The sequence below is a fragment of the Roseococcus pinisoli genome, from assembly GCF_018413645.1.
GTDB classification, from domain to species: Bacteria; Pseudomonadota; Alphaproteobacteria; order Acetobacterales; family Acetobacteraceae; genus Roseococcus; species Roseococcus pinisoli.
Map to the genome: position 1 here is coordinate 319,145 of NZ_JAHCDA010000003.1, position 17,787 is coordinate 336,931.

Below are 17,787 nucleotides of genomic sequence, written 5' to 3' on the forward strand. Positions count from 1 at the left end.
GCGGCCTCCAGCCGTGGCGACCAGTGGCTGAGCGGCCTCAGCCGCTCAGCAGAAAGTCACGCAGCTGTGTCACATGCGGGTCCCGGCGAACCTCCGGGTTGACCCGGAGCGTGAAGGCCATGGCGCAGGGCAGGGCCAACGGGGCGAAGAGGCGCACGAGCCGCCCGGCGGCCAGCTCGGCCTCCACCATCGGAGAGCGGCCCAGGGCGATCCCGGCCCCGGCGACGGCGGCGCCGATCACCTGGTTGAAGCTGCTGAAGCGCACGATGCGCGCCCCGGCGGTGGGTTGCCCGAGCAGCGCCAGCCACGTCTTCCAGCCCTTCTCCGGGCTGAGCTTGTGATGCTCTTCCTCGAGCAGGTTCTGCCGCAGCAGCGCGTCCGGATCCCCGGCGAAGCCCAGATGCGGGCTGCAGACCGGAAACACGGTCTCTTCGAAGAGCAGCTGGTCCGGGGGCACGATGGCGTCCGGGCGGGCCCGGAGGATGGCCAGGTGAATGCCATGTTCCGCCATGTCGAGCGCCTCCACTTCCACGGCGCGCATGTGCCAGGAGACCGAGGGATGCAGCGCGGCGAAGGCGGCCAGCCGCGGTGCGAGCCACAGCGAGGCGAAGGAGCCGTTGGCCGAGACGACGAGGCTGGAGCGCCGCTGCGCCGCCCGTTCCCGGATCGAGCCGCAGGCCTCCGCGAGGTGGGCCAGGGTGTCCTCCACCGCGATCAGCAGCTCCTGCCCGGCGGCGGTCGGGACCGTGCGGCTATGGCCGGAGCCGTTGCGGGCGCGGACGAGCAGGGGCGTGCCCAGCTGCTCCTCCAGTTGCCGGATCTGATGGCTGACGGCGCTGGTGGTGACGTTCAGTTGCGCGGCGGCGCGCACGAAGCTGCTTTCGCGAGCCACCATGGCGAAAGCGCGAAGGGCCGGCAGGGAGGGAAGGGCGATCATCGCCGTTCAATATAGCTCAACAGCTGATGAAAATCTTGCGTTTGCCGCGGCCTTCGACCGGGACGATCTTCCGCGGGCCGGAGATACGCCGGCCCCCACCGGAGTCCTGAGATGTATTTTGACCTTCGCCTCTGGCGCCTGACCGAGGGCCTGCGTCTGGGTATGCTCGCCGGGGTTCTGCTGGGCCTGGCGGCGCTGGCGGCGGGCATTGCCCGCTTCGCCTTCCTGGGCATCGCGCTGGCCCGGGTCTTCGAGGGCGAAGGGCTGGCGGGGGCCGCCTGGCCGCTGACCGGGGCGGTCGTCGCCGTGCTGCTGCGGGGCCTTCTCGACCGGGTGCGGCTGGGCATGGCCCACCACACCGCGGCGCAGGTGCAGACCAAGCTGCGCGCGGCGCTGTTCGACCGGATCGCGGCCCTCGGGCCGGCCTGGTTCGCTGGTGAGCGCACCGGTGGCGTCATGCTCTCCATGGTCGATGGCGTCGAGCAGCTGCAGACCTTCTTCGGCCAGTACCTGCCGCAGCTGGCGATCGCGGCGGTGGCTCCGCTGGCGATCTTCCTTTTCATCGGCTGGTGGGATGTGCCGGTGGCGCTGGTGCTGCTCGTCGCCGCGCTGGCGACGCTGGTCCTGCCGGCGCTCGTGCACAGCTGGGACAAGCGGGCGGCCCTGGCCCGGCAGCGCGAGTTCAAGGCCTTCGGCTCCGAATTCCTCGATGCGGTGCAGGGCCTGCCGACCTTGCAGGCCTTTGGCCAGAGCGCCAGCTACGGCGCCCGCCTCGCCGAGAAGGCGCGCGCCCTGTACCGCACCACCTTCAAGGTGCTGGGCCTCTCGGTCCTGACGCGCGGCATCACCGATACGGGCATGGCGCTGGGCGCCGCGATCGCCCTGATCCTGGGCGCCCACCGGGTCAGCACGGGCGAGATGAGCCTGGAGGCGCTGCTGGTGGTGCTGATGGCCGGCACCGAGATCTTCCGGCCGCTGCGTGACCTCCGCTCGGTGCTGCACCAGGGGATGATCGGGCAGTCGGCGGCGTCCGGCGTGCATGCCCTGCTGGACGCGCAGCCGGAGGTGACGCCGGGCGGCGCGGCGCTCGTCCTGAAGGACCATGCACCTTCCATCGAGTTCGACGGCATCCGCTTCGCCTATCCAGGCGGCCGGCAGCCGGCGCATGACGGCCTGGCCTTCAGCATCCAGGGCGGCGAGTGCATCGGCATCGTCGGGCCCAGCGGGGCGGGGAAATCCTCGATCCTGCGGCTGCTGCTGCGGCAGCACGACGCCCAGGGCGGCACGATCCGGATCGCGGGCCAGGACCTGCGTGGCATCGACCCCGCCAGCATCGCGGCCCATGTGGCGATCGTGGCCCAGGATGCGACGCTCTTCCATGGGACGATCGCGGAGAACCTGAGGCTGGGCCGGCCGGCGGCGACGCAGGAGGAGCTCGAGGCCGCCTGCCGCGCTGCCCATGCCCATGATTTCATCCGCGCACTGCCGGGCGGCTACGAGGCGATGATCGGCGAGCGCGGCGCGCGGCTCTCCGGCGGTCAGCGCCAGCGCCTCGCCATCGCCCGGGCCCTGCTGCGCGATGCGCCGATCCTCATCCTCGACGAGGCGCTTTCGGCGGTGGATGCCGAGAACGAGGCCCTCATCCAGCAGGCGCTGGACCGGCTCATGCAGGGCCGCACCACGCTGATCCTGGCCCATCGCCTTTCCAGCGTGATCGGCGCGGACCGCATCCTGGTGCTGGATCGCGGCCGGGTGGCGGAATCCGGCACCCATTCGGAGCTGATGGGCCAGAACGGGATCTATCGCCAGCTGATGGGCGCCCAGGATGCCGAGCGCGGCACCGTCGCGCCGCATCCCGCCGCCCCGGCCGCCGACCGGCTGGAAGCGGCGACGGAGGAGGAGGCCGGCGGGCCCGTGCCCATCGAGCTGGCGGCCGAGGCCGCGGCCATCGGCTGGCGCGAGACCCTCTCCAGCCTGGTCCGCTACATCCTCCCCTGGCGGCGGATGCTGGCGGCGGTGGTGGCCTTCGGCATCGGCCGCGTCATCGCCTTCATCGGCGTCGGCGTGCTCGGCGCGCTGCTGATCGCGGCCCTGCGGGAGGGGCAGCCGACGATGGGCCTCGCCATCGCGCTGCTGATCGCGGCCCCGGTCGCCGGCGGGCTGCACTGGCTGGAATCCTGGCTGGCGCACGACATGGCCTATCGCCTCCTCGCCGAGATGCGCATCGACCTCTTTGCGCGGCTCGACAGGCTGGGGCCGGCCTATCTGATGCGGCGCCGCGCAGGCGACCTCGTCTCGCTGGCCACGACGGATGTGGAGACGGTCGAGTATTTCTACGCCCATACGGTGGCGCCCGCCGTGGTCGCGCTGCTCGTGCCGGCGACGGTGCTGGTGGTGCTGGCGGTCGCCGCCTGGCCGCTCGCCCTCGCGCTGCTGCCCTTCCTGGTCTTTGCCGGTCTGTCGCCCCTGCGTGGACGCGCCCGCATCGACCGGCTGGGCGCCGAGGCGCGGGGTGCGCTGGGCGAGATCGGGGCGCATGTCACCGAGACCATCCAGGGCCTGGGCGACCTGCTGGCCTTCCAGGCGGTGGGGCGTCGGCGCGAGGCCTTCCTCGCCCGGATCGCGGCCTATCAGCAGCGCCGGCTCGCCCTGCAGCACGACCAGAGCCGGGCCACCGCGGCGCTCGACGTCGCGACCGGCCTGGGCGGGCTCGCGGTCGCGGCCGGCGGCGCCGTGCTGGTTGCCCAGGGGAGCCTGGAGGCGGGGCTGCTGCCGGTGCTGATCCTGCTGGCCATCGCGGCCTTCCTGCCCGTCTCGGAAATCGCCCAGGTGGGGCGGCAGCTTGCCGATACGATCGCCTCGACGCGCCGCCTGCGGGTGGTCGAGCGCGAGCAGCCGGCCACCACCGATGGCCATCTGGAACCCCTGGCGCCGGTGGGTGGCTCGACGGTCGGCTTCGAGGGCGTCGACTTCACCTACCCCAACCGCGCCCGCCCGGCGCTGTCGGGACTGGACCTGGCGATCCCCGCCGGGCGCACCGCGGCGTTGGTCGGGCCTTCGGGCGCCGGCAAGTCGACCGTCGCCAGCCTTCTGCTGCGCTTCTGGGACCCGCAGGCCGGTCGCGTGCTGCTGGACGGCGTCGACCTGCGCGACCTGACCCTGGACGGGCTGCGCCGCCACGTCGCTCTGGTCGCGCAGGATACCTATCTGTTCAACGACACGCTGGAGGCGAATATCCGCCTGGCCCGGCCCGAGGCCAGCGCGGCGGAGCTCGCACAGGCCATCGAGCGCACGGCGCTGCGCGACTTCGTGGCCGCCCTGCCGCAGGGCCTGGCGACGCCGGTCGGCGAGCGGGGCGTGCAGCTCTCGGGCGGTCAGCGCCAGCGGATCGCCATCGCCAGGGCCTTCCTCAAGGACGCGCCGGTGCTGATCCTGGACGAGGCGACCTCGCACCTCGACGCCATCAGCGAAGCCCAGGTCCGCAAGGCGCTGGACACGCTGATGCGGGACCGCACGGTGCTGGTCATCGCCCATCGCCTGTCGACCATCCGCAACGCCGACATCATCCTCGTGATGCAGGCGGGGCGTCTGGTGGAGGCGGGGAGCCATGGCGAGCTGCTCTCGCGCCAGGCGGTCTATTTCCGGTTGGTATCGCGGCAGATGGAGGCGACGGAGCAGGCGGCGCAGTAGCGCCGCAGGCCCCGCGCCAACCGGCTATTCAATCGTGCGCGCGAGCTCGCGGTTGAGCCACAGCGCCACCAGCGTGCAGACGGCGCCCGACAGCAGGTAGGCGCCGGCCGAGAGCAGCCCGAAATGGCTGGACAGCAGCAGCGCGGCCAGCGGCGCGAAGCCGGCGCCGAAGAGCCAGGCGAGGTCCGCCGTGAGGGCGGACCCCGTGTAGCGATGGCGCAGCGAGAAGCTCGAGGACAGCGCGCCGGAAGACTGCCCGAAGGACAGGCCGAGCAGCACGAAGCCGAGCATCATGAACACCACCTCGCCGGTCTCGCCCGCATCCAGCAACTGCGGTGCGAAGCCGCTGAAGACGGCGATGGCGGCGGCGGAGAAGCCCAGCAGCGTCCGCCGGCCCACGCGATCGGCGATCAATCCCGAGGCCACGATCGCGGCGGTGCCGAGGGCGGCAGCGATGGTCTCGATGACCAGGAAGCGCGAGGGGCCCTCGGTCGTGAAGAGGAAGACCCAGGAGAGGGGGAAGACCGTGACCATGTGGAACATGGCGAAGCTGGCCAGTGGCGCGAAGGCGCCGGCCGCGATGATGCGCCACTCCGAACGCAGCGTCTCGGAGATCGGGGCGGGCTCCAGCGCGCGGTGCTCGAACAGCCGGGCGTATTCCGGTGTCACGACGATGCGCAACCGCGCGAAGAGCGCCACCACGTTGATGGCGAAGGCCACGAAGAAGGGATAGCGCCAGCCCCAGTCGAGGAAATCCGCCGCCGAGAGGATCGTCGTGAAATAGGCGAAGAGCAGGCTGGCCACGATCAGCCCCATCGGCGCGCCGAGCTGGGGGATCATCGCGTACCAGCCGCGGCGACGCTCCGGCGCGTTCAGCGCCAGCAGCGAGGCGAGCCCGTCCCAGGACCCGCCCAGCGCGACGCCCTGGCCCATGCGGAACAGCGCCAGCAGCAGGGCGGAGGCGTGGCCGATCGTCTCGTAGCCGGGCAGGAAGGCGATGGCGGCGGTCGACCCGCCCAGCAGGAACAGCGCGGCGGTAAGCTTGGGACCGCGGCCATAGGCGCGGTCCACGCCCATGAAGATCAGCGTGCCGACCGGCCGCGCCAGGAAGGCCAGCGCGAAGATCCCGAAGGAGTAGAGCGTGCCGGTCAGCGGATCGACATAGGGGAAGACGACCTTCGGGAAGACCAGGATCGAGGCGATGGCGTAGACGAAGAAGTCGAAGAACTCCGACGTCCGGCCGATCACCACGCCGATCGCGATCTCGCCCGGGGCGATGCGGTGTTCATGCGCGTCGTGCTCCGCCGGCTGGGCGGCTACTGGCTGTATGCTCATCAGGTCGGGCTCTCCGGCGCGCAGCCGTTTCATCGAGGGCAGGGGCGTCCCGCCGCGGATCGGCAACTTGACCGCCAGCGCGGCCGGAGGGGATTGGACAAAATGTCCTATGTCTCGCGCGGCGGCCCAGGATTATGGCGAACCCATGATCCCGCTTCACCGCATGGGCCGGGCCTTGCGCCTGTCCGCCCTCCTGGCCCTGCCGGCGCTGCTCGGCGGCTGCAACCTCGTGGTCCTGTCCCCCTCGGGCGAGGTGGCGCGGCGCCAGAGCGACCTGGTGATGATCTCCACCGCGCTGATGCTGATCATCATCGTGCCGGTGATGGCGCTCACGATCTTCTTCGCCTGGCGGTACCGGGCCGCCAACAAGGAAGCGGCCTACGAGCCGGAATGGTCCCATTCCACCGGGCTTGAGCTGGTGATCTGGGCGGCGCCGCTGATCATCATCATCTGCCTGGGCGCGCTGACCTGGGCCGCCACGCACCTGCTCGATCCCTTCCGCCCGCTGGCGCGCGGGGCGGTGGAGCGGACGGTGGCGGAGGCCGAGCGGCCGCTCGAGGTGAATGTCGTCGCGCTCGATTGGAAGTGGCTGTTCATCCTGCCGGAATACGGGATCGCGACGGTGAACGACCTGGCGGCGCCGGTGGGCCGGGAGATCCGCTTCCGGATCTCCGCCTCCTCGGTGATGAACTCCTTCTACATCCCCGCGCTGGCGGGCCAGATCTACGCCATGCCTGGCATGGAGACGAAGCTGCACGCCGTGATCGATCAGCCGGGCGACTATCGCGGCCTCTCGGCCAACTACAGCGGCGCGGGCTTCTCCGGCATGCGCTTCCGCTTCCGGGGCCTCTCGGCCGAGGACTTCCAGGGCTGGGTGTCCGAGGTCCGCGGCAGCGCCCAGGCGCTGGACCGTCCCGGCTACCTCGCGCTGGAACGGCCGAGCGAGAACGTGCCCGCGCGCCACTTCTCCCGAGTGGATGCGGACCTCTTCGACGCCATCGTGAACATGTGCGTCGAGCCCGGGAAGATGTGCATGCACGACATGATGTCCATCGATGCGCAGGGCGGCCTGGGCGTGGCGGGGATCGGGAACGTCCAGCGCCTCGCCTATGACCGTGGCGCGGGCCGCGGGCGCGCCCTGTTCCCGGAGCGGACCGTCGTGAGCTCCATCTGTACGCTCCCCGGCCCCTCGGCCGAGCGGCCCTGGCGGGAGCCCGTCAATCCCGCGCCGCTGGCCGGGGCCGGGCTGCTGCGGCCGCTCTCCTCCCGCCTTCTGCCGCTGGCGGCGAGCCGCCCGCCGGCAATCCCTGAATCCTGAGCGCCGAGATCGCCATGTCCGCTCCCTCCGCCGTCGTGAGCCCGATCTTCGGGAGGCTCTCGCTCGATGCCCTTCCGCTGCACGAGCCGATCCTCGTCACGACCTTCGCGGCCGTGGCGCTGGGCGGCGTCGCGCTGCTCGCGCTGCTCACCTGGTTCCGCCTCTGGGGCTATCTCTGGAAGGAGTGGTTCACCAGCGTCGACCACAAGAAGATCGGCATCATGTACATGGTGCTCGGCCTGGTGATGCTGCTGCGCGGCTTCGCCGACGCCATCATGATGCGGCTGCAGCAGGCCCTGGCCTTCAACGGGTCCGAGGGTTACCTCAACGCCCATCACTACGACCAGATCTTCACCGCCCATGGCGTGATCATGATCTTCTTCGTGGCGATGCCGCTGGTCACCGGGATCATGAACTACGTCGTGCCGCTGCAGATCGGCGCGCGCGACGTGTCCTTCCCCTTCCTGAACAACTTCAGCTTCTGGATGACCACGGCCGGCGCCGTGTTGGTGATGATGTCGCTCTTCGTCGGTGAGTTCGCCCGGACCGGCTGGCTGGCCTATCCGCCGCTCTCGGGCCTCGCCTACAGCCCGGATGTCGGCGTGGACTACTATATCTGGGCGCTGCAGATCGCCGGCGTGGGGACGACGCTATCGGGCATCAACCTCATCGTCACCATCGTGAAGCTGCGGGCGCCGGGCATGACGATGATGCGGATGCCGGTCTTCACCTGGACCTCGCTCTGCACGAACGTCCTGATCGTCGCCTCCTTCCCGGTGCTGACCGCGGTGCTGACGCTGCTCAGCCTGGACCGCTACGTCGGCACGAACTTCTTCACGAACGACTTCGGTGGCAACCCGATGATGTACGTGAACCTCATCTGGATCTGGGGCCACCCGGAAGTCTACATCCTCATCCTGCCGCTCTTCGGCGTCTTCTCGGAAGTCACCTCGACCTTTTCGGGCAAGCGGCTCTTTGGCTACACCTCCATGGTCTACGCCACGGTGGTGATCACCATCCTCTCCTACCTGGTCTGGCTGCATCACTTCTTCACGATGGGATCGGGCGCCAGCGTCAACAGCTTCTTCGGCATCACCACCATGGTGATCTCCATCCCGACGGGCGCGAAGCTCTTCAACTGGCTCTTCACCATGTATCGCGGCCGCATCCGGTTCGAGCTGCCGATGATGTGGACCGTCGCCTTCATGCTCACCTTCGTCGTCGGCGGCATGACCGGCGTGCTGCTCGCCGTGCCGCCGGCGGACTTCGTGTTGCACAACTCGCTCTTCCTGATCGCGCATTTCCACAACGTCATCATCGGCGGCGTGCTCTTCGGCCTCTTCGCGGCGATCAACTACTGGTTCCCCAAGGCCTTCGGCTTCAAGCTGGACGTCTTCTGGGGGAAGGTCTCCTTCTGGTGCTGGGTGGTGGGCTTCTGGATGGCCTTCATGCCGCTCTACATCCTCGGCCTGATGGGCGTGACGCGCCGCATGCGCGTCTTCGACGACCCCTCGCTGCAGATCTGGTTCGTCGTAGCCGGCGTCGGCGCCGTGGTCATCGCCATCGGCATCGCCGCGATGCTGATCCAGTTCGTCGTCAGCTTCATGCGGCGCGAGGCGCTGCGCGACGTGGATGGCGACCCCTGGAACGGGCGGACGCTGGAATGGTCCACCTCCTCGCCGCCGCCGGAGTACAACTTCGCCTTCACCCCGATCATCCATGATCTGGACGCCTGGCATGACATGAAGCGGCGCGGCCATGAGCGGCCCGTCGCCGGCTTCCGGCCGATCCACATGCCGAAGAATACCGGGACGGGCGTGGTGCTGTCGGCGATCAGCCTGGTCTGCGGCTTTGCCCTGGTCTGGCACATCTGGTGGCTCGCGGCGCTGAGCTTCCTGGCCATCCTGGTGACCGCCATCACCCATACCTTCAACTACAATCGTGATTTCCACATCCCGGCTGCAACCGTGGCCGCGACCGAAAGCGAAAGGGCGCCAGCCCTGGTGGCAGCCGAATGATGACCAACGCCATGGCCACGCAGGCCTCCCCCGTGCGGTTCTACGACACGGAGGAGCACGACCATCCGGAAGGCGGCAGCACCATGCTGGGCTTCTGGATCTACCTGATGAGCGACTGCCTCATCTTCGCGATCCTCTTCGCCTGCTTCGCGGTGCTGGGCGGCAACTACGCGGCCGGGCCTTCGCCGGCCGATCTGTTCGAACTGCCGCTGGTCGCGCTCAACACGGCGATGCTGCTCTTCTCCTCCATCACCTACGGCTTCGCCATGCTGTCGATGCAGGCGGGCCGCCCGGGCGCGACGCGGGCCTGGCTCGCGGTCACGGCCGTCTTCGGCCTGGCCTTCCTGAGCATCGAGCTCTACGAATTCGCGCATCTGATCCATATCGGCGCCACGCCGCAGCGCAGCGCCTTCCTCTCGGCGTTCTTCACGCTGGTCGGCACGCATGGGCTGCACGTGACCTTCGGCCTCATCTGGATCGTGACCCTCATCGTGCAGGTGGGGCGGCGCGGCCTGATCCCGGCGAACCAGCGGCGCCTGATGTGCCTCAGCCTCTTCTGGCACTTCCTGGACGTCATCTGGATCGGCGTCTTCACCTTCGTCTACCTGATGGGAGTCCTGCGATGAGCCACGACGCGCATCACGCGGAGGGCACTCCCCACGGCTCGCTGCGGGACTATGTGATCGGCTTCAGCCTTTCCGTGGTGCTGACGGCGATCCCTTTCTGGCTCGTCATGGAGCGCCCGCTGTCGGCGGGCCTTACAGGCGTGCTCATCATGGGCTTCGCGGTGGCGCAGATCCTCGTCCATATGGTGTACTTCCTCCATATGAATGGCCGCTCCGAAGGCGGCTGGACCATGATCGCGCTCGTCTTCACCCTTATCGTCGTCGCGATCACCATGACGGGCTCGCTCTGGGTGATGTACCACCTCAACACGAACATGATGCCGATGCCGCACGCGCTGGGCGGCGTTCCGTGAATCTCCGCCGCGCCCTCGTTCCGGCCCTGGCCGGCGGGGGCGCCTTGGCGATGATGACTTTGCTCATTGGCCTCGGCCTGTGGCAGCTTCATCGCCGCGAGTGGAAGCACGAGCTCATCGCACAGGTCGAGGCCAGGATTCACGCCGCCCCGGTCCCCCCGCCGGGACGGGCGGAGTGGCCCGGCCTCTCCGCGCAGGACGCCTATCGGCGCGTTGTCGTCGAGGGGCGGTTCCTGCCGGACCGCGAGACCTTCGTGCAGGCGACCACGGCGCTGGGAGGCGGCTATTGGGTCATGACTCCTCTTCAGACGGCTGACGGCACGGTCCTGGTCAACCGGGGCTTCGTCCCGCCGGAGCGGCGCGCCCCGGCGACGCGCGGGGAGGGGGGCGACGACGGCCCCGTCCGGGTGGTCGGACTGCTGCGCCTGAGCGAGCCCGGGGGCGGCTTCCTCCGCACCAACGATCCGGCGAATGACCGCTGGTATTCGCGCGACGTGGCGGCCATCGCGAGCCGGCGCGGCCTCGGCGAGACGGCGCCCTTCTTCGTCGACGCGGAAGCCGCGCCGGAGCCGGGACGCTACCCGGTGGGAGGGCTGACGGTCGTGCGCTTCGCCGACAACCACCTGGTCTATGCACTGACCTGGTTCGGCCTGGCGCTTCTCTCCGCCTGGGCGGCCTTCATGGTCCTGTTCCGCGGCCGGGCCGGAGCTCCGGCGGCCCCGGGGGCGGAATGAGCGGCGGGACACGCGGCATCGGTCTGCCGGAGGCGGAAGCCGGCCGGCGGAACATGCGCCTCCTGATCCAGCTGCGCTGGATCGCGGTGGGCGGGCAGCTCGTCACCATCGCCGTCGTTCACTGGCTCATGGGGATCCGGCTGCCGCTCGCCTCGCTCCTGCCGGTGCCGATGCTGCTGGTGGCCATCAACCTGCTCAGCCTGCTGCTGATGCGCCGTCGGACCGGCGTCAGCAATGGCGAGCTGACGGCCGAACTGCTGGTCGATATCGCGGCGCTCGCCTGGCAGCTTCACCAGACGGGCGGCCTCGCCAATCCCTTCACCTCGCTCTTCCTGCTCCAGGTGGTGATCGGCGCCATGCTGCTCCGCCCCGCCTCGAGCTGGGCCCTGGTCGGCGCGGCGGGCGTTGCGCTCGCGCTGCTGACCTTGGATCCCGTGCCGCTCGACCTGCGGGAGCACCATCTGGCCGACCCGCTCGGCCTCTATCTGCAGGGCAGCCTGATCTGCTTCGCGCTGATCGCGGTGCTGCTTGTGCTCTTCGTGACCCGGATCAGCCGCAACCTGCGCGACAGCGACGCGGCCCTGGCGCGCGCGCGGCAGCAGGCCGCCGAGGAGAACCACATCATCCGGATGGGCCTGCTCGCCTCCGGCGCGGCGCATGAGCTGGGCACGCCGCTCTCCTCGCTCTCGGTCATTCTCGGCGACTGGCAGCGCATGCCACGGGTCGGCGAGGATCCGGAGCTCGGGCCGGACATCGCGGACATGCAGGCGGCGGTGGCCCGCTGCAAGACGATCGTCGGCGGCATCCTGATGTCGGCCGGCGAGGCGCGCGGCGAGGCGCCGGTGGTGACGACCATGCGTCGCTTCCTCGACGGTATCGTCGACGATTGGCGGGCGATGCGGCTGCCGCAGACCATCTACTACACGGATCGCTTCGGCGACGACGTGACCATCGTCTCGGACCCCGCGCTCAAGCAGGTGATCGGCAACGTCATCGACAATGCGCTGGAGGTCTCGCCCCACTGGATCGGCATCACCGCGAGCCGGGAACAGGATCTGCTGGTGCTCGAGATTGCCGATCGCGGCCCTGGTTTTTCGCGCCAGATGCTGGATGGCTTCGGGCAGCCCTATAGCTCGAGCAAGGGGCGCTCCGGGGGCGGGCTCGGCCTCTTCCTCCTGGTCAATGTGCTGCGCAAGCTGGGCGGCGGCGCGGAGGCGCGGAACCGGGAGGATGGCGGCGCGGTGGTCCGGCTCATGCTGCCGCTCGACGTGCTCGCCTATGCCGCGGAGCCGGCCCGATGAGCGAAGGAAGGCTCCTGGTCATCGTCGAGGACGACGCCGCCTTTGCCCGGACGCTCCGGCGCTCCTTCGAGCGGCGGGGCTATGCCGTGCTCTCCGCCGCAAGCCATGAGGAGCTGACGGCGCTGCTGCAGGAAGGGCACCGGCCCGGCTATGCGGTGGTGGATCTCAAGCTCGGCGGCACCTCCGGCCTGGCCTGCGTGAAGGCGCTGCGGGCCACCGACGCGGCGATGTCCATCGTCGTGCTGACCGGCTTCGCGAGTATCGGAACGACGGTGGAGGCGATCAAGCTCGGCGCCTCCTACTACCTCGCCAAGCCGTCGAGCACCGACGATATCGAGGCCGCCTTCGAACGGCATGAGGGCGATCCGACCGCGCCGGTGGATGGCCGGCAGTCCTCGATCAAGACGGTGGAGTGGGAGCATATCCACCAGGCGCTGGTGGAGACCGACTTCAACATTTCCGAGGCGGCACGGCGCCTCGGCATGCATCGGCGCACCCTGGCGCGAAAGCTGGAGAAGCGGCGGCTTCGTTAGCTGCTTCGGTGGGTTGATCCCTCAGCGATGGTTTCGCTCGATCCATTCGGCGAAGCGGGCGAGGAATTCGGCGAGGAACTTCCGGGTCTCCTCGTTGGAAATCCTGCCTTCCTCGTCGAGGAGCTTGGCCACGTTGCCGATATAGGCTTCCGGCTGCTGCAGCGTAGGCACGTTCAGGAAGACCAGCGACTGGCGCAGGTGATGGTTCGCCCCGAAGGCGGCCAACGCGCCGGGGGAGACGCTGACGACGGCGCCCGGCTTGCCGTTCCACACGCTCTTGCCATAGGGCCGCGAACCGACATCGAGCGCGTTCTTGAGAACGGCGGGCACCGACCGGTTGTACTCCGGCGTCGCGAAGAGCACCGCATCATAGGAAATCACCTTCTCGCGGAAAGCGGTCCACGCGGCCGGCGGTTTTCCTTCGTCATCCAGGTCCTGGTTGTAGATCGGCAGGTCCCCGATCTCGATGATCTCGAGCTCGAGCTGCTCGGGCGCAAGGTCTTTCAGGACATTGGCGATCTTGCGGGTGAAGGAGGCCTTGCGAAGGCTGCCGACGAAGGTCGCGACTTTATAGGTGGTCATGGCATTCTCCTTGGCGGTGGGGATCGGGTCGGTTCACAATGTCTCGCGGCGGGCATCCGATCCCGCGGGCTTGCTCCCGGTTCCAACGACCGAAGGCGCGGCTCGGCTGCGACCTGGTCGACTTAAAGCTTCCGTGGCGAAGACTATGGCGGTGTTTGTCGTCGCGTCCTGCAAAATTCACAGGCGGCGATCGGCGCGGGCGCCGCCGCTCGTCGCGCCTCTGTTGCCGTGGAGGGGGAGGCTCCTAAGCTCGGCCCATCAAAGCAGGGAGGTAGAAATGAGCGGGGAGCAAATGCCACGCCGGATCTCGCGGGACCTTGAGGGCCGCGTCGCCATTGTCACGGGGGCGGGCTCGCGCGCCGAGGGGATCGGCAATGGCCGGGCCGCGTCGATCCTGCTGGCCGAGGCCGGCGCGCATGTCGTGCTGGTGGACCGGAATCGCGGCTGGGCCGAACGCACGGCCGAGATGATCGCGGCCGAGGGCGGCAGCTCCCTCGTCGTGGAGGCCGACGTCACCTCCGCCTCCGAATGCGCGCGCATCGTGGAGGAAGCCGTGGCGAAGTTCGGGCGCGTCGATGTGCTGGTGAACAACGTCGGCATCGGCGGCGCCAGGGGAACGGCGCTGGAGGTGGATCTGGACGAGTGGAGCCAGGGCCTGCTCGTCAACGTCACCTCGATGATGCTGATGGCGAAATACGCCATCCCCGAGATGATCCGGCAAGGCGGCGGTGCCATTGTCAACATCGCCTCGGTGGCAGGGCTCAAGGGAGGCACGCCCAACCTGCTCTACCCGACCTCGAAGGGCGCGGTGGTCAATATGACGCGGGCCATGGCGGTGCATCATGCGCGGGACGGCATTCGCGTGAACTGCGTCTGCCCCGGCATGCTGCACACGCCGATGGTCTACGCGCAGGGCATGACCGAGGAGATGCGGGTGGCGCGCCGCAACCGCTCCCTCCTGCGGACGGAAGGCAACGGCTGGGACTGCGGCGCGGCGGTCCTCTACCTCGCCTCGGGCCATGCGCGCTGGGTCACGGGCACGATCCTTCCCGTCGATGCCGGCGCGACGGCGACCACCTCGCTCGACCTGCCGGACCGCGCGCCCCGTCCCTGAGGCATCGCCCTACTCGGGCTGGATGCCCGCGGCGCGGATGGCATTGGTCCACTTGATGATCTCGCTGCGGACGAAGGCGGCGGCCTCCTCGGGCGTCGAGGTCATCACCGTCATGCCCAGCGTCTCCTCGAGGCGCTGGCGAAGCTCCGGATTGGCGCCGGCATGGCGGACCGCGGCGTTGAGCCGCGCGATGGCCGGGGCCGGCGTCGCGGCCGGCACCACCATCACGAACCAGGCGAAGAGCTCGTAATCGGGCAGGTTCGCGGCCTCGGCCACCGTCGGCACGTCGGGCAATTGCGGCGAGCGGGTCTTGGTCGTCGCCGCCAGCACGCGCAGCTGTCCGTTCTGCGCCGCGGGCAGGATGACCGCCTGGTCCGCCACGAAGACGTCCACGCGGCCCGAGATGAGGTCCTGGACGGCCAGGGGCGAGGACCGATACGGAACGTCGAGCAGCCGCACGCCGGCCATGGAGGCGAGCATCTCCGTCGCCACGCGCTGCGATGCCGAGGCGGAGGCATAGGAGACTGCCTCCGGGCGGCTGCGCGCGGCGGCGAGCAGGTCGTTCAGGGTCCGGTGGGGGCTGTTCTCGGCCACGGCCACGAGCAACGGCACGGAAGCCAGCAGCGACACCGCGGCGAAGTCGCTTTCCATGTTGAAGGGCACGCGCCGGAAGAGGGCGTTCGCGGCGGCATTGGTCGAGTTCGTGCCGAAGAGAAGGGTCAGGCCGTCCGGCGCCGCCCGCGCCACGGATTCTGCGCCGATGAGGCCCGAGGCGCCCGCGCGGTTCTCGATCACCACCGGCTGGCCGAGCACCTCGCGCATCCGCTCGGCATAGAGGCGGGAGACGATGTCCGTGGCGCTGCCGGCGGCGAAGGGAACGATCCCGCGCACCGGCCCGCCCGGCCAGCCCTGGGCCGAGGCGGGAAGGGCCAGGGGAAGGGCGGCAGCGGTCAGAAGCGCGCGGCGATGCATGGAATGTCCTCCGGATTTGAATCGGCCATAGGGCCAGGCCCCCGCAGGGGCAAGGTCAGTTCAGAGCACGGCGCAGGGCGGCATGGGCAGCCGCGCTGGTCCGGGCGAGCCGGAGCAGTGCCGGCAGCTCCCAGGGCCGTCGCGCCAGCGCCGCCAGGACACGCAGCGGCGCTGGTGACCCGTCGGGCTTCAGGCCCACGCCGGCCGCCTGGGGCAGGGCTTCCCCGGGGCCGTCGGCCACGGCGCGCAGGACCGCGAAGGGAATTCCTCTCGCATGGGCAAAGCGGGCGGCAACGCCACTCTCCATGTCCACGGCGACGGCACGCGTGGCCAGATGCAGGGCACGCTTCGCCTCCACCGAGCCGAGCAGCGTGTCGCTCGCCGCCAGGATCGCCGAGGCCGCCGAGGTCCGCCGGATCAGCGCGGCGCGCCATTCCGCATCGACCGGGAAGCTTTCGGACAGCGAGCGCAGCGCCGTCGCGACGAAGACGTCGCCGGTCGCGACCGAGGGTCCCAGCCCGCCGCCGATCCCAAAGGAGAGCACGGCCGAGACGCCGGGCGGCAGCGCCTCCAGCAACGCCGCCAGCCGGCCCGGATCGCCGCCCGAGACGACCACGGTGGTGCCGGCGGGCAGCAGCGCGGCCTCGCTCCGCAGGCCGACGACGACGACGCCCCGATCGGGGACCAGGGGCTCAGTCATCGAGGGGCGGCGCCTTGTCCTTCCAGGGGGTCGCGCGCTCGTAGCCCTCGGCCGCCCGCAGCAGCAGCGCTTCGGTGCCGGACGGACTCGCGAGCTGGAGGGAGAGCGGCAGGCCGCCGGAGGAAAGCCCCGCCATCACCGTCACCGCCGGATGGCCGGTCAGGTTGAAGGGCGTGCGCGCCTGGCGCGGATAGGTGCGCTCCACCGTTTCCGTGTCGTCGATGCGGCAGGCGGGATCCATGCTGCTCGCCGTGAGCAGCAGGTCCACCTTGGCGAAGGCGGCCTCCACGGCGGCGATGAGCCGGGTGCGATGCCGGGCGGCGTGCATCAGGTCCACGGCGGGAATGAACAGGCCCGGCAGCAGGCGGCGCCGCGTGACGCCGGCATAGAGTTCCGGCCGCGTCCGCAGCCATTCCTCATGCACCGCCGCGGCCTCGGACTGGAGGACGGTGCGGTTCACGGCGGCGAATTCGCTGAGCGGGGGCAGGGTCACGTTGTGGAGGGTGGCGCCCTCGGCCTCCAGAACCTTCGCCGCTGTTTCGAGCGCCGCCGTCATCTCCGGATCGGCCGGCATGTCGGTCTCGTGGAAATGGCGCACGAAGCCGATGCGCAGCCCCTTCACGCCCTTTCCGAGGTCGCGGGCATAATCCTCGCGCCCGCCGGACATGACGTTCAGCATCAGCGCCGCGTCCCGCACCGTGCGGGTCAGCGGGCCGACATGGTCGAGCGAGAAGGCGAGGGGGAAGACGCCCTCGCGCGAGACCAGCCCATAGGTCGGCTTCAGCCCGACGATGCCGCAATGCGAGGCGGGATGCCGGACGCTGCCGCCCGTGTCGGTGCCCAGCGCCGCCGGCATCATGCGCGCCGCGACTGCCGCGCCGGAGCCGGAGGAGGAGCCGCCGGGGTGATGCGCCGGGTTCCACGGGTTGCGGGCGGGCGGGAAGGGCAGGTCGAAGGCCGGGCCGCCGATCGCGAATTCATGGGTCGAGAGCTTGCCGGGGAAGACCGCGCCGGCCGCGCGCAGCAGCGCCACCACCTGGGCGTCGCCCTCGGCCCGGTGGTCCAGCAGCTGCCGGGAATGGCAGGTCGTCGGATGGCCGGCGAGGTCGATGATGTCCTTGATGCCTACGGGGATGCCATGCAGCGGCGAGCGCGGGCCGCTGCGCCGGATCTCGGCCTCCGCGGCGCGGGCGTCCGCGCGGGCCTCGTCCTCCGTGAGGCGGACGAAGGCGTTCAGGCGTGGATCGACGGCCGCGATGCGGGCCAGGCAATCCTCCAGCAGTTCCACCGGGGAAAGGCGGCCATCGGCGATCCGGGCGCCGGCCTCGGCGAGGGTGAGCTGATGCGGCGCGGTCATCGGCGGGGCGCCTGGTAGGCGGGCGTGGGCTCCAGCGTCGGATCGCTGGAGCGCGGCAGGTTGGCGCGCTGCCGGGCGACGGTCGCCAGCGCGTCGCGGACGTCGTCGGGGAACTGGCGCGCGGTCTCTTCCAGGCCGGCGGCGCGGATCAGGGCCGCGAGGGTCGCGTCATCCATCGGAATTCTCTCGTGCTTGTGGGGGCCAGCTTGGCCCAGGC

General features: G+C 70.0%; 16 protein-coding genes. 9 read left to right on the plus strand and 7 right to left on the minus strand.

All coding sequences use genetic code 11. The annotated features are described in order from the left end of the window. Window positions 1-37: 37 nt before the first annotated feature. Entirely contained in the window at window positions 38-937 is a 900-nt protein-coding gene (locus KHU32_RS16545; protein ID WP_213671260.1) for a LysR substrate-binding domain-containing protein, read from the minus strand. A gap of 111 nt (window positions 938-1,048) precedes the next feature. Between KHU32_RS16545 and KHU32_RS16550 the strand changes: the two genes are divergently transcribed. Then, window positions 1,049-4,627, plus strand: coding sequence for an ABC transporter ATP-binding protein/permease (locus KHU32_RS16550; protein WP_213671261.1), 3,579 nt, complete (start codon window positions 1,049-1,051; stop codon window positions 4,625-4,627). Between the two features lie 24 nt (window positions 4,628-4,651). Here the strand turns inward: KHU32_RS16550 and KHU32_RS16555 are convergent, their stop codons facing one another. Beyond that, window positions 4,652-5,962: an MFS transporter gene (locus KHU32_RS16555; protein ID WP_213671262.1), complete on the minus strand. Its 1,311-nt coding sequence runs from the start codon at window positions 5,960-5,962 to the stop codon at window positions 4,652-4,654. Between the two features lie 145 nt (window positions 5,963-6,107). Between KHU32_RS16555 and cyoA the strand changes: the two genes are divergently transcribed. The 7 genes from cyoA to KHU32_RS16590 are packed head-to-tail and all read left to right on the plus strand — an operon-like array spanning window position 6,108 to window position 12,845. Further along, on the plus strand, window positions 6,108-7,280 hold the full coding sequence (gene cyoA / locus KHU32_RS16560) for a ubiquinol oxidase subunit II (RefSeq protein WP_249681259.1): 1,173 nt from the start codon (window positions 6,108-6,110) through the stop codon (window positions 7,278-7,280). Window positions 7,281-7,324: 44 nt separating this feature from the next. Beyond that, the gene (gene cyoB / locus KHU32_RS16565) at window positions 7,325-9,298 is read left to right on the plus strand and encodes a cytochrome o ubiquinol oxidase subunit I (RefSeq protein ID WP_456315951.1); all 1,974 of its coding nucleotides are present in this window, start codon (window positions 7,325-7,327) and stop codon (window positions 9,296-9,298) included. After that, window positions 9,295-9,924: a cytochrome o ubiquinol oxidase subunit III gene (cyoC, locus tag KHU32_RS16570; protein ID WP_456315948.1), complete on the plus strand. Its 630-nt coding sequence runs from the start codon at window positions 9,295-9,297 to the stop codon at window positions 9,922-9,924. The genes cyoB and cyoC overlap by 4 nt, the downstream gene beginning before the upstream one ends. After that, entirely contained in the window at window positions 9,921-10,277 is a 357-nt protein-coding gene (gene cyoD, locus KHU32_RS16575; RefSeq protein ID WP_213671264.1) for a cytochrome o ubiquinol oxidase subunit IV, read from the plus strand. Before cyoC ends, cyoD begins: the two co-directional genes overlap by 4 nt. Further along, complete coding sequence (locus KHU32_RS16580; protein WP_347265565.1) at window positions 10,274-11,011, plus strand: SURF1 family protein; 738 nt, start codon at window positions 10,274-10,276, stop codon at window positions 11,009-11,011. The genes cyoD and KHU32_RS16580 overlap by 4 nt, the downstream gene beginning before the upstream one ends. Next, window positions 11,008-12,312, plus strand: a complete 1,305-nt coding sequence (locus KHU32_RS16585; protein WP_213671265.1) for an ATP-binding protein — start codon at window positions 11,008-11,010, stop codon at window positions 12,310-12,312. The genes KHU32_RS16580 and KHU32_RS16585 overlap by 4 nt, the downstream gene beginning before the upstream one ends. Then, on the plus strand, window positions 12,309-12,845 hold the full coding sequence (locus tag KHU32_RS16590; RefSeq protein WP_213671266.1) for a response regulator transcription factor: 537 nt from the start codon (window positions 12,309-12,311) through the stop codon (window positions 12,843-12,845). The genes KHU32_RS16585 and KHU32_RS16590 overlap by 4 nt, the downstream gene beginning before the upstream one ends. 21 nt (window positions 12,846-12,866) lie before the next feature. On the opposite strand, the gene KHU32_RS16595 is transcribed toward KHU32_RS16590, so the two are convergent. Further along, window positions 12,867-13,427, minus strand: a complete 561-nt coding sequence (locus KHU32_RS16595) for an NADPH-dependent FMN reductase (protein ID WP_213671267.1) — start codon at window positions 13,425-13,427, stop codon at window positions 12,867-12,869. A 277-nt stretch (window positions 13,428-13,704) separates the two neighbouring features. Here KHU32_RS16595 and KHU32_RS16600 point away from each other — a divergent pair, with 277 nt between their 5' ends. Beyond that, a complete protein-coding gene (locus KHU32_RS16600) occupies window positions 13,705-14,541 on the plus strand; it encodes an SDR family NAD(P)-dependent oxidoreductase (protein ID WP_249681260.1) in 837 nt (278 codons plus the stop codon). Window positions 14,542-14,550: 9 nt separating this feature from the next. Here KHU32_RS16600 and KHU32_RS16605 read toward each other — a convergent pair whose 3' ends face one another. Genes KHU32_RS16605 through KHU32_RS16620 form a run of 4 tightly spaced genes read right to left on the minus strand, consistent with a single transcriptional unit; the run spans window position 14,551 to window position 17,746 of the window. Then, window positions 14,551-15,513, minus strand: a complete 963-nt coding sequence (locus KHU32_RS16605) for a Bug family tripartite tricarboxylate transporter substrate binding protein (protein ID WP_213671268.1) — start codon at window positions 15,511-15,513, stop codon at window positions 14,551-14,553. A gap of 55 nt (window positions 15,514-15,568) precedes the next feature. Then, window positions 15,569-16,213: a phosphorylase family protein gene (locus KHU32_RS16610; protein ID WP_213671269.1), complete on the minus strand. Its 645-nt coding sequence runs from the start codon at window positions 16,211-16,213 to the stop codon at window positions 15,569-15,571. Further along, window positions 16,206-17,570, minus strand: coding sequence for an amidase (locus KHU32_RS16615; RefSeq protein WP_213671270.1), 1,365 nt, complete (start codon window positions 17,568-17,570; stop codon window positions 16,206-16,208). The genes KHU32_RS16610 and KHU32_RS16615 overlap by 8 nt, the downstream gene beginning before the upstream one ends. Then, entirely contained in the window at window positions 17,567-17,746 is a 180-nt protein-coding gene (locus KHU32_RS16620; RefSeq protein ID WP_213671271.1) for a hypothetical protein, read from the minus strand. Before KHU32_RS16620 ends, KHU32_RS16615 begins: the two co-directional genes overlap by 4 nt. Window positions 17,747-17,787 lie beyond the last annotated feature (41 nt).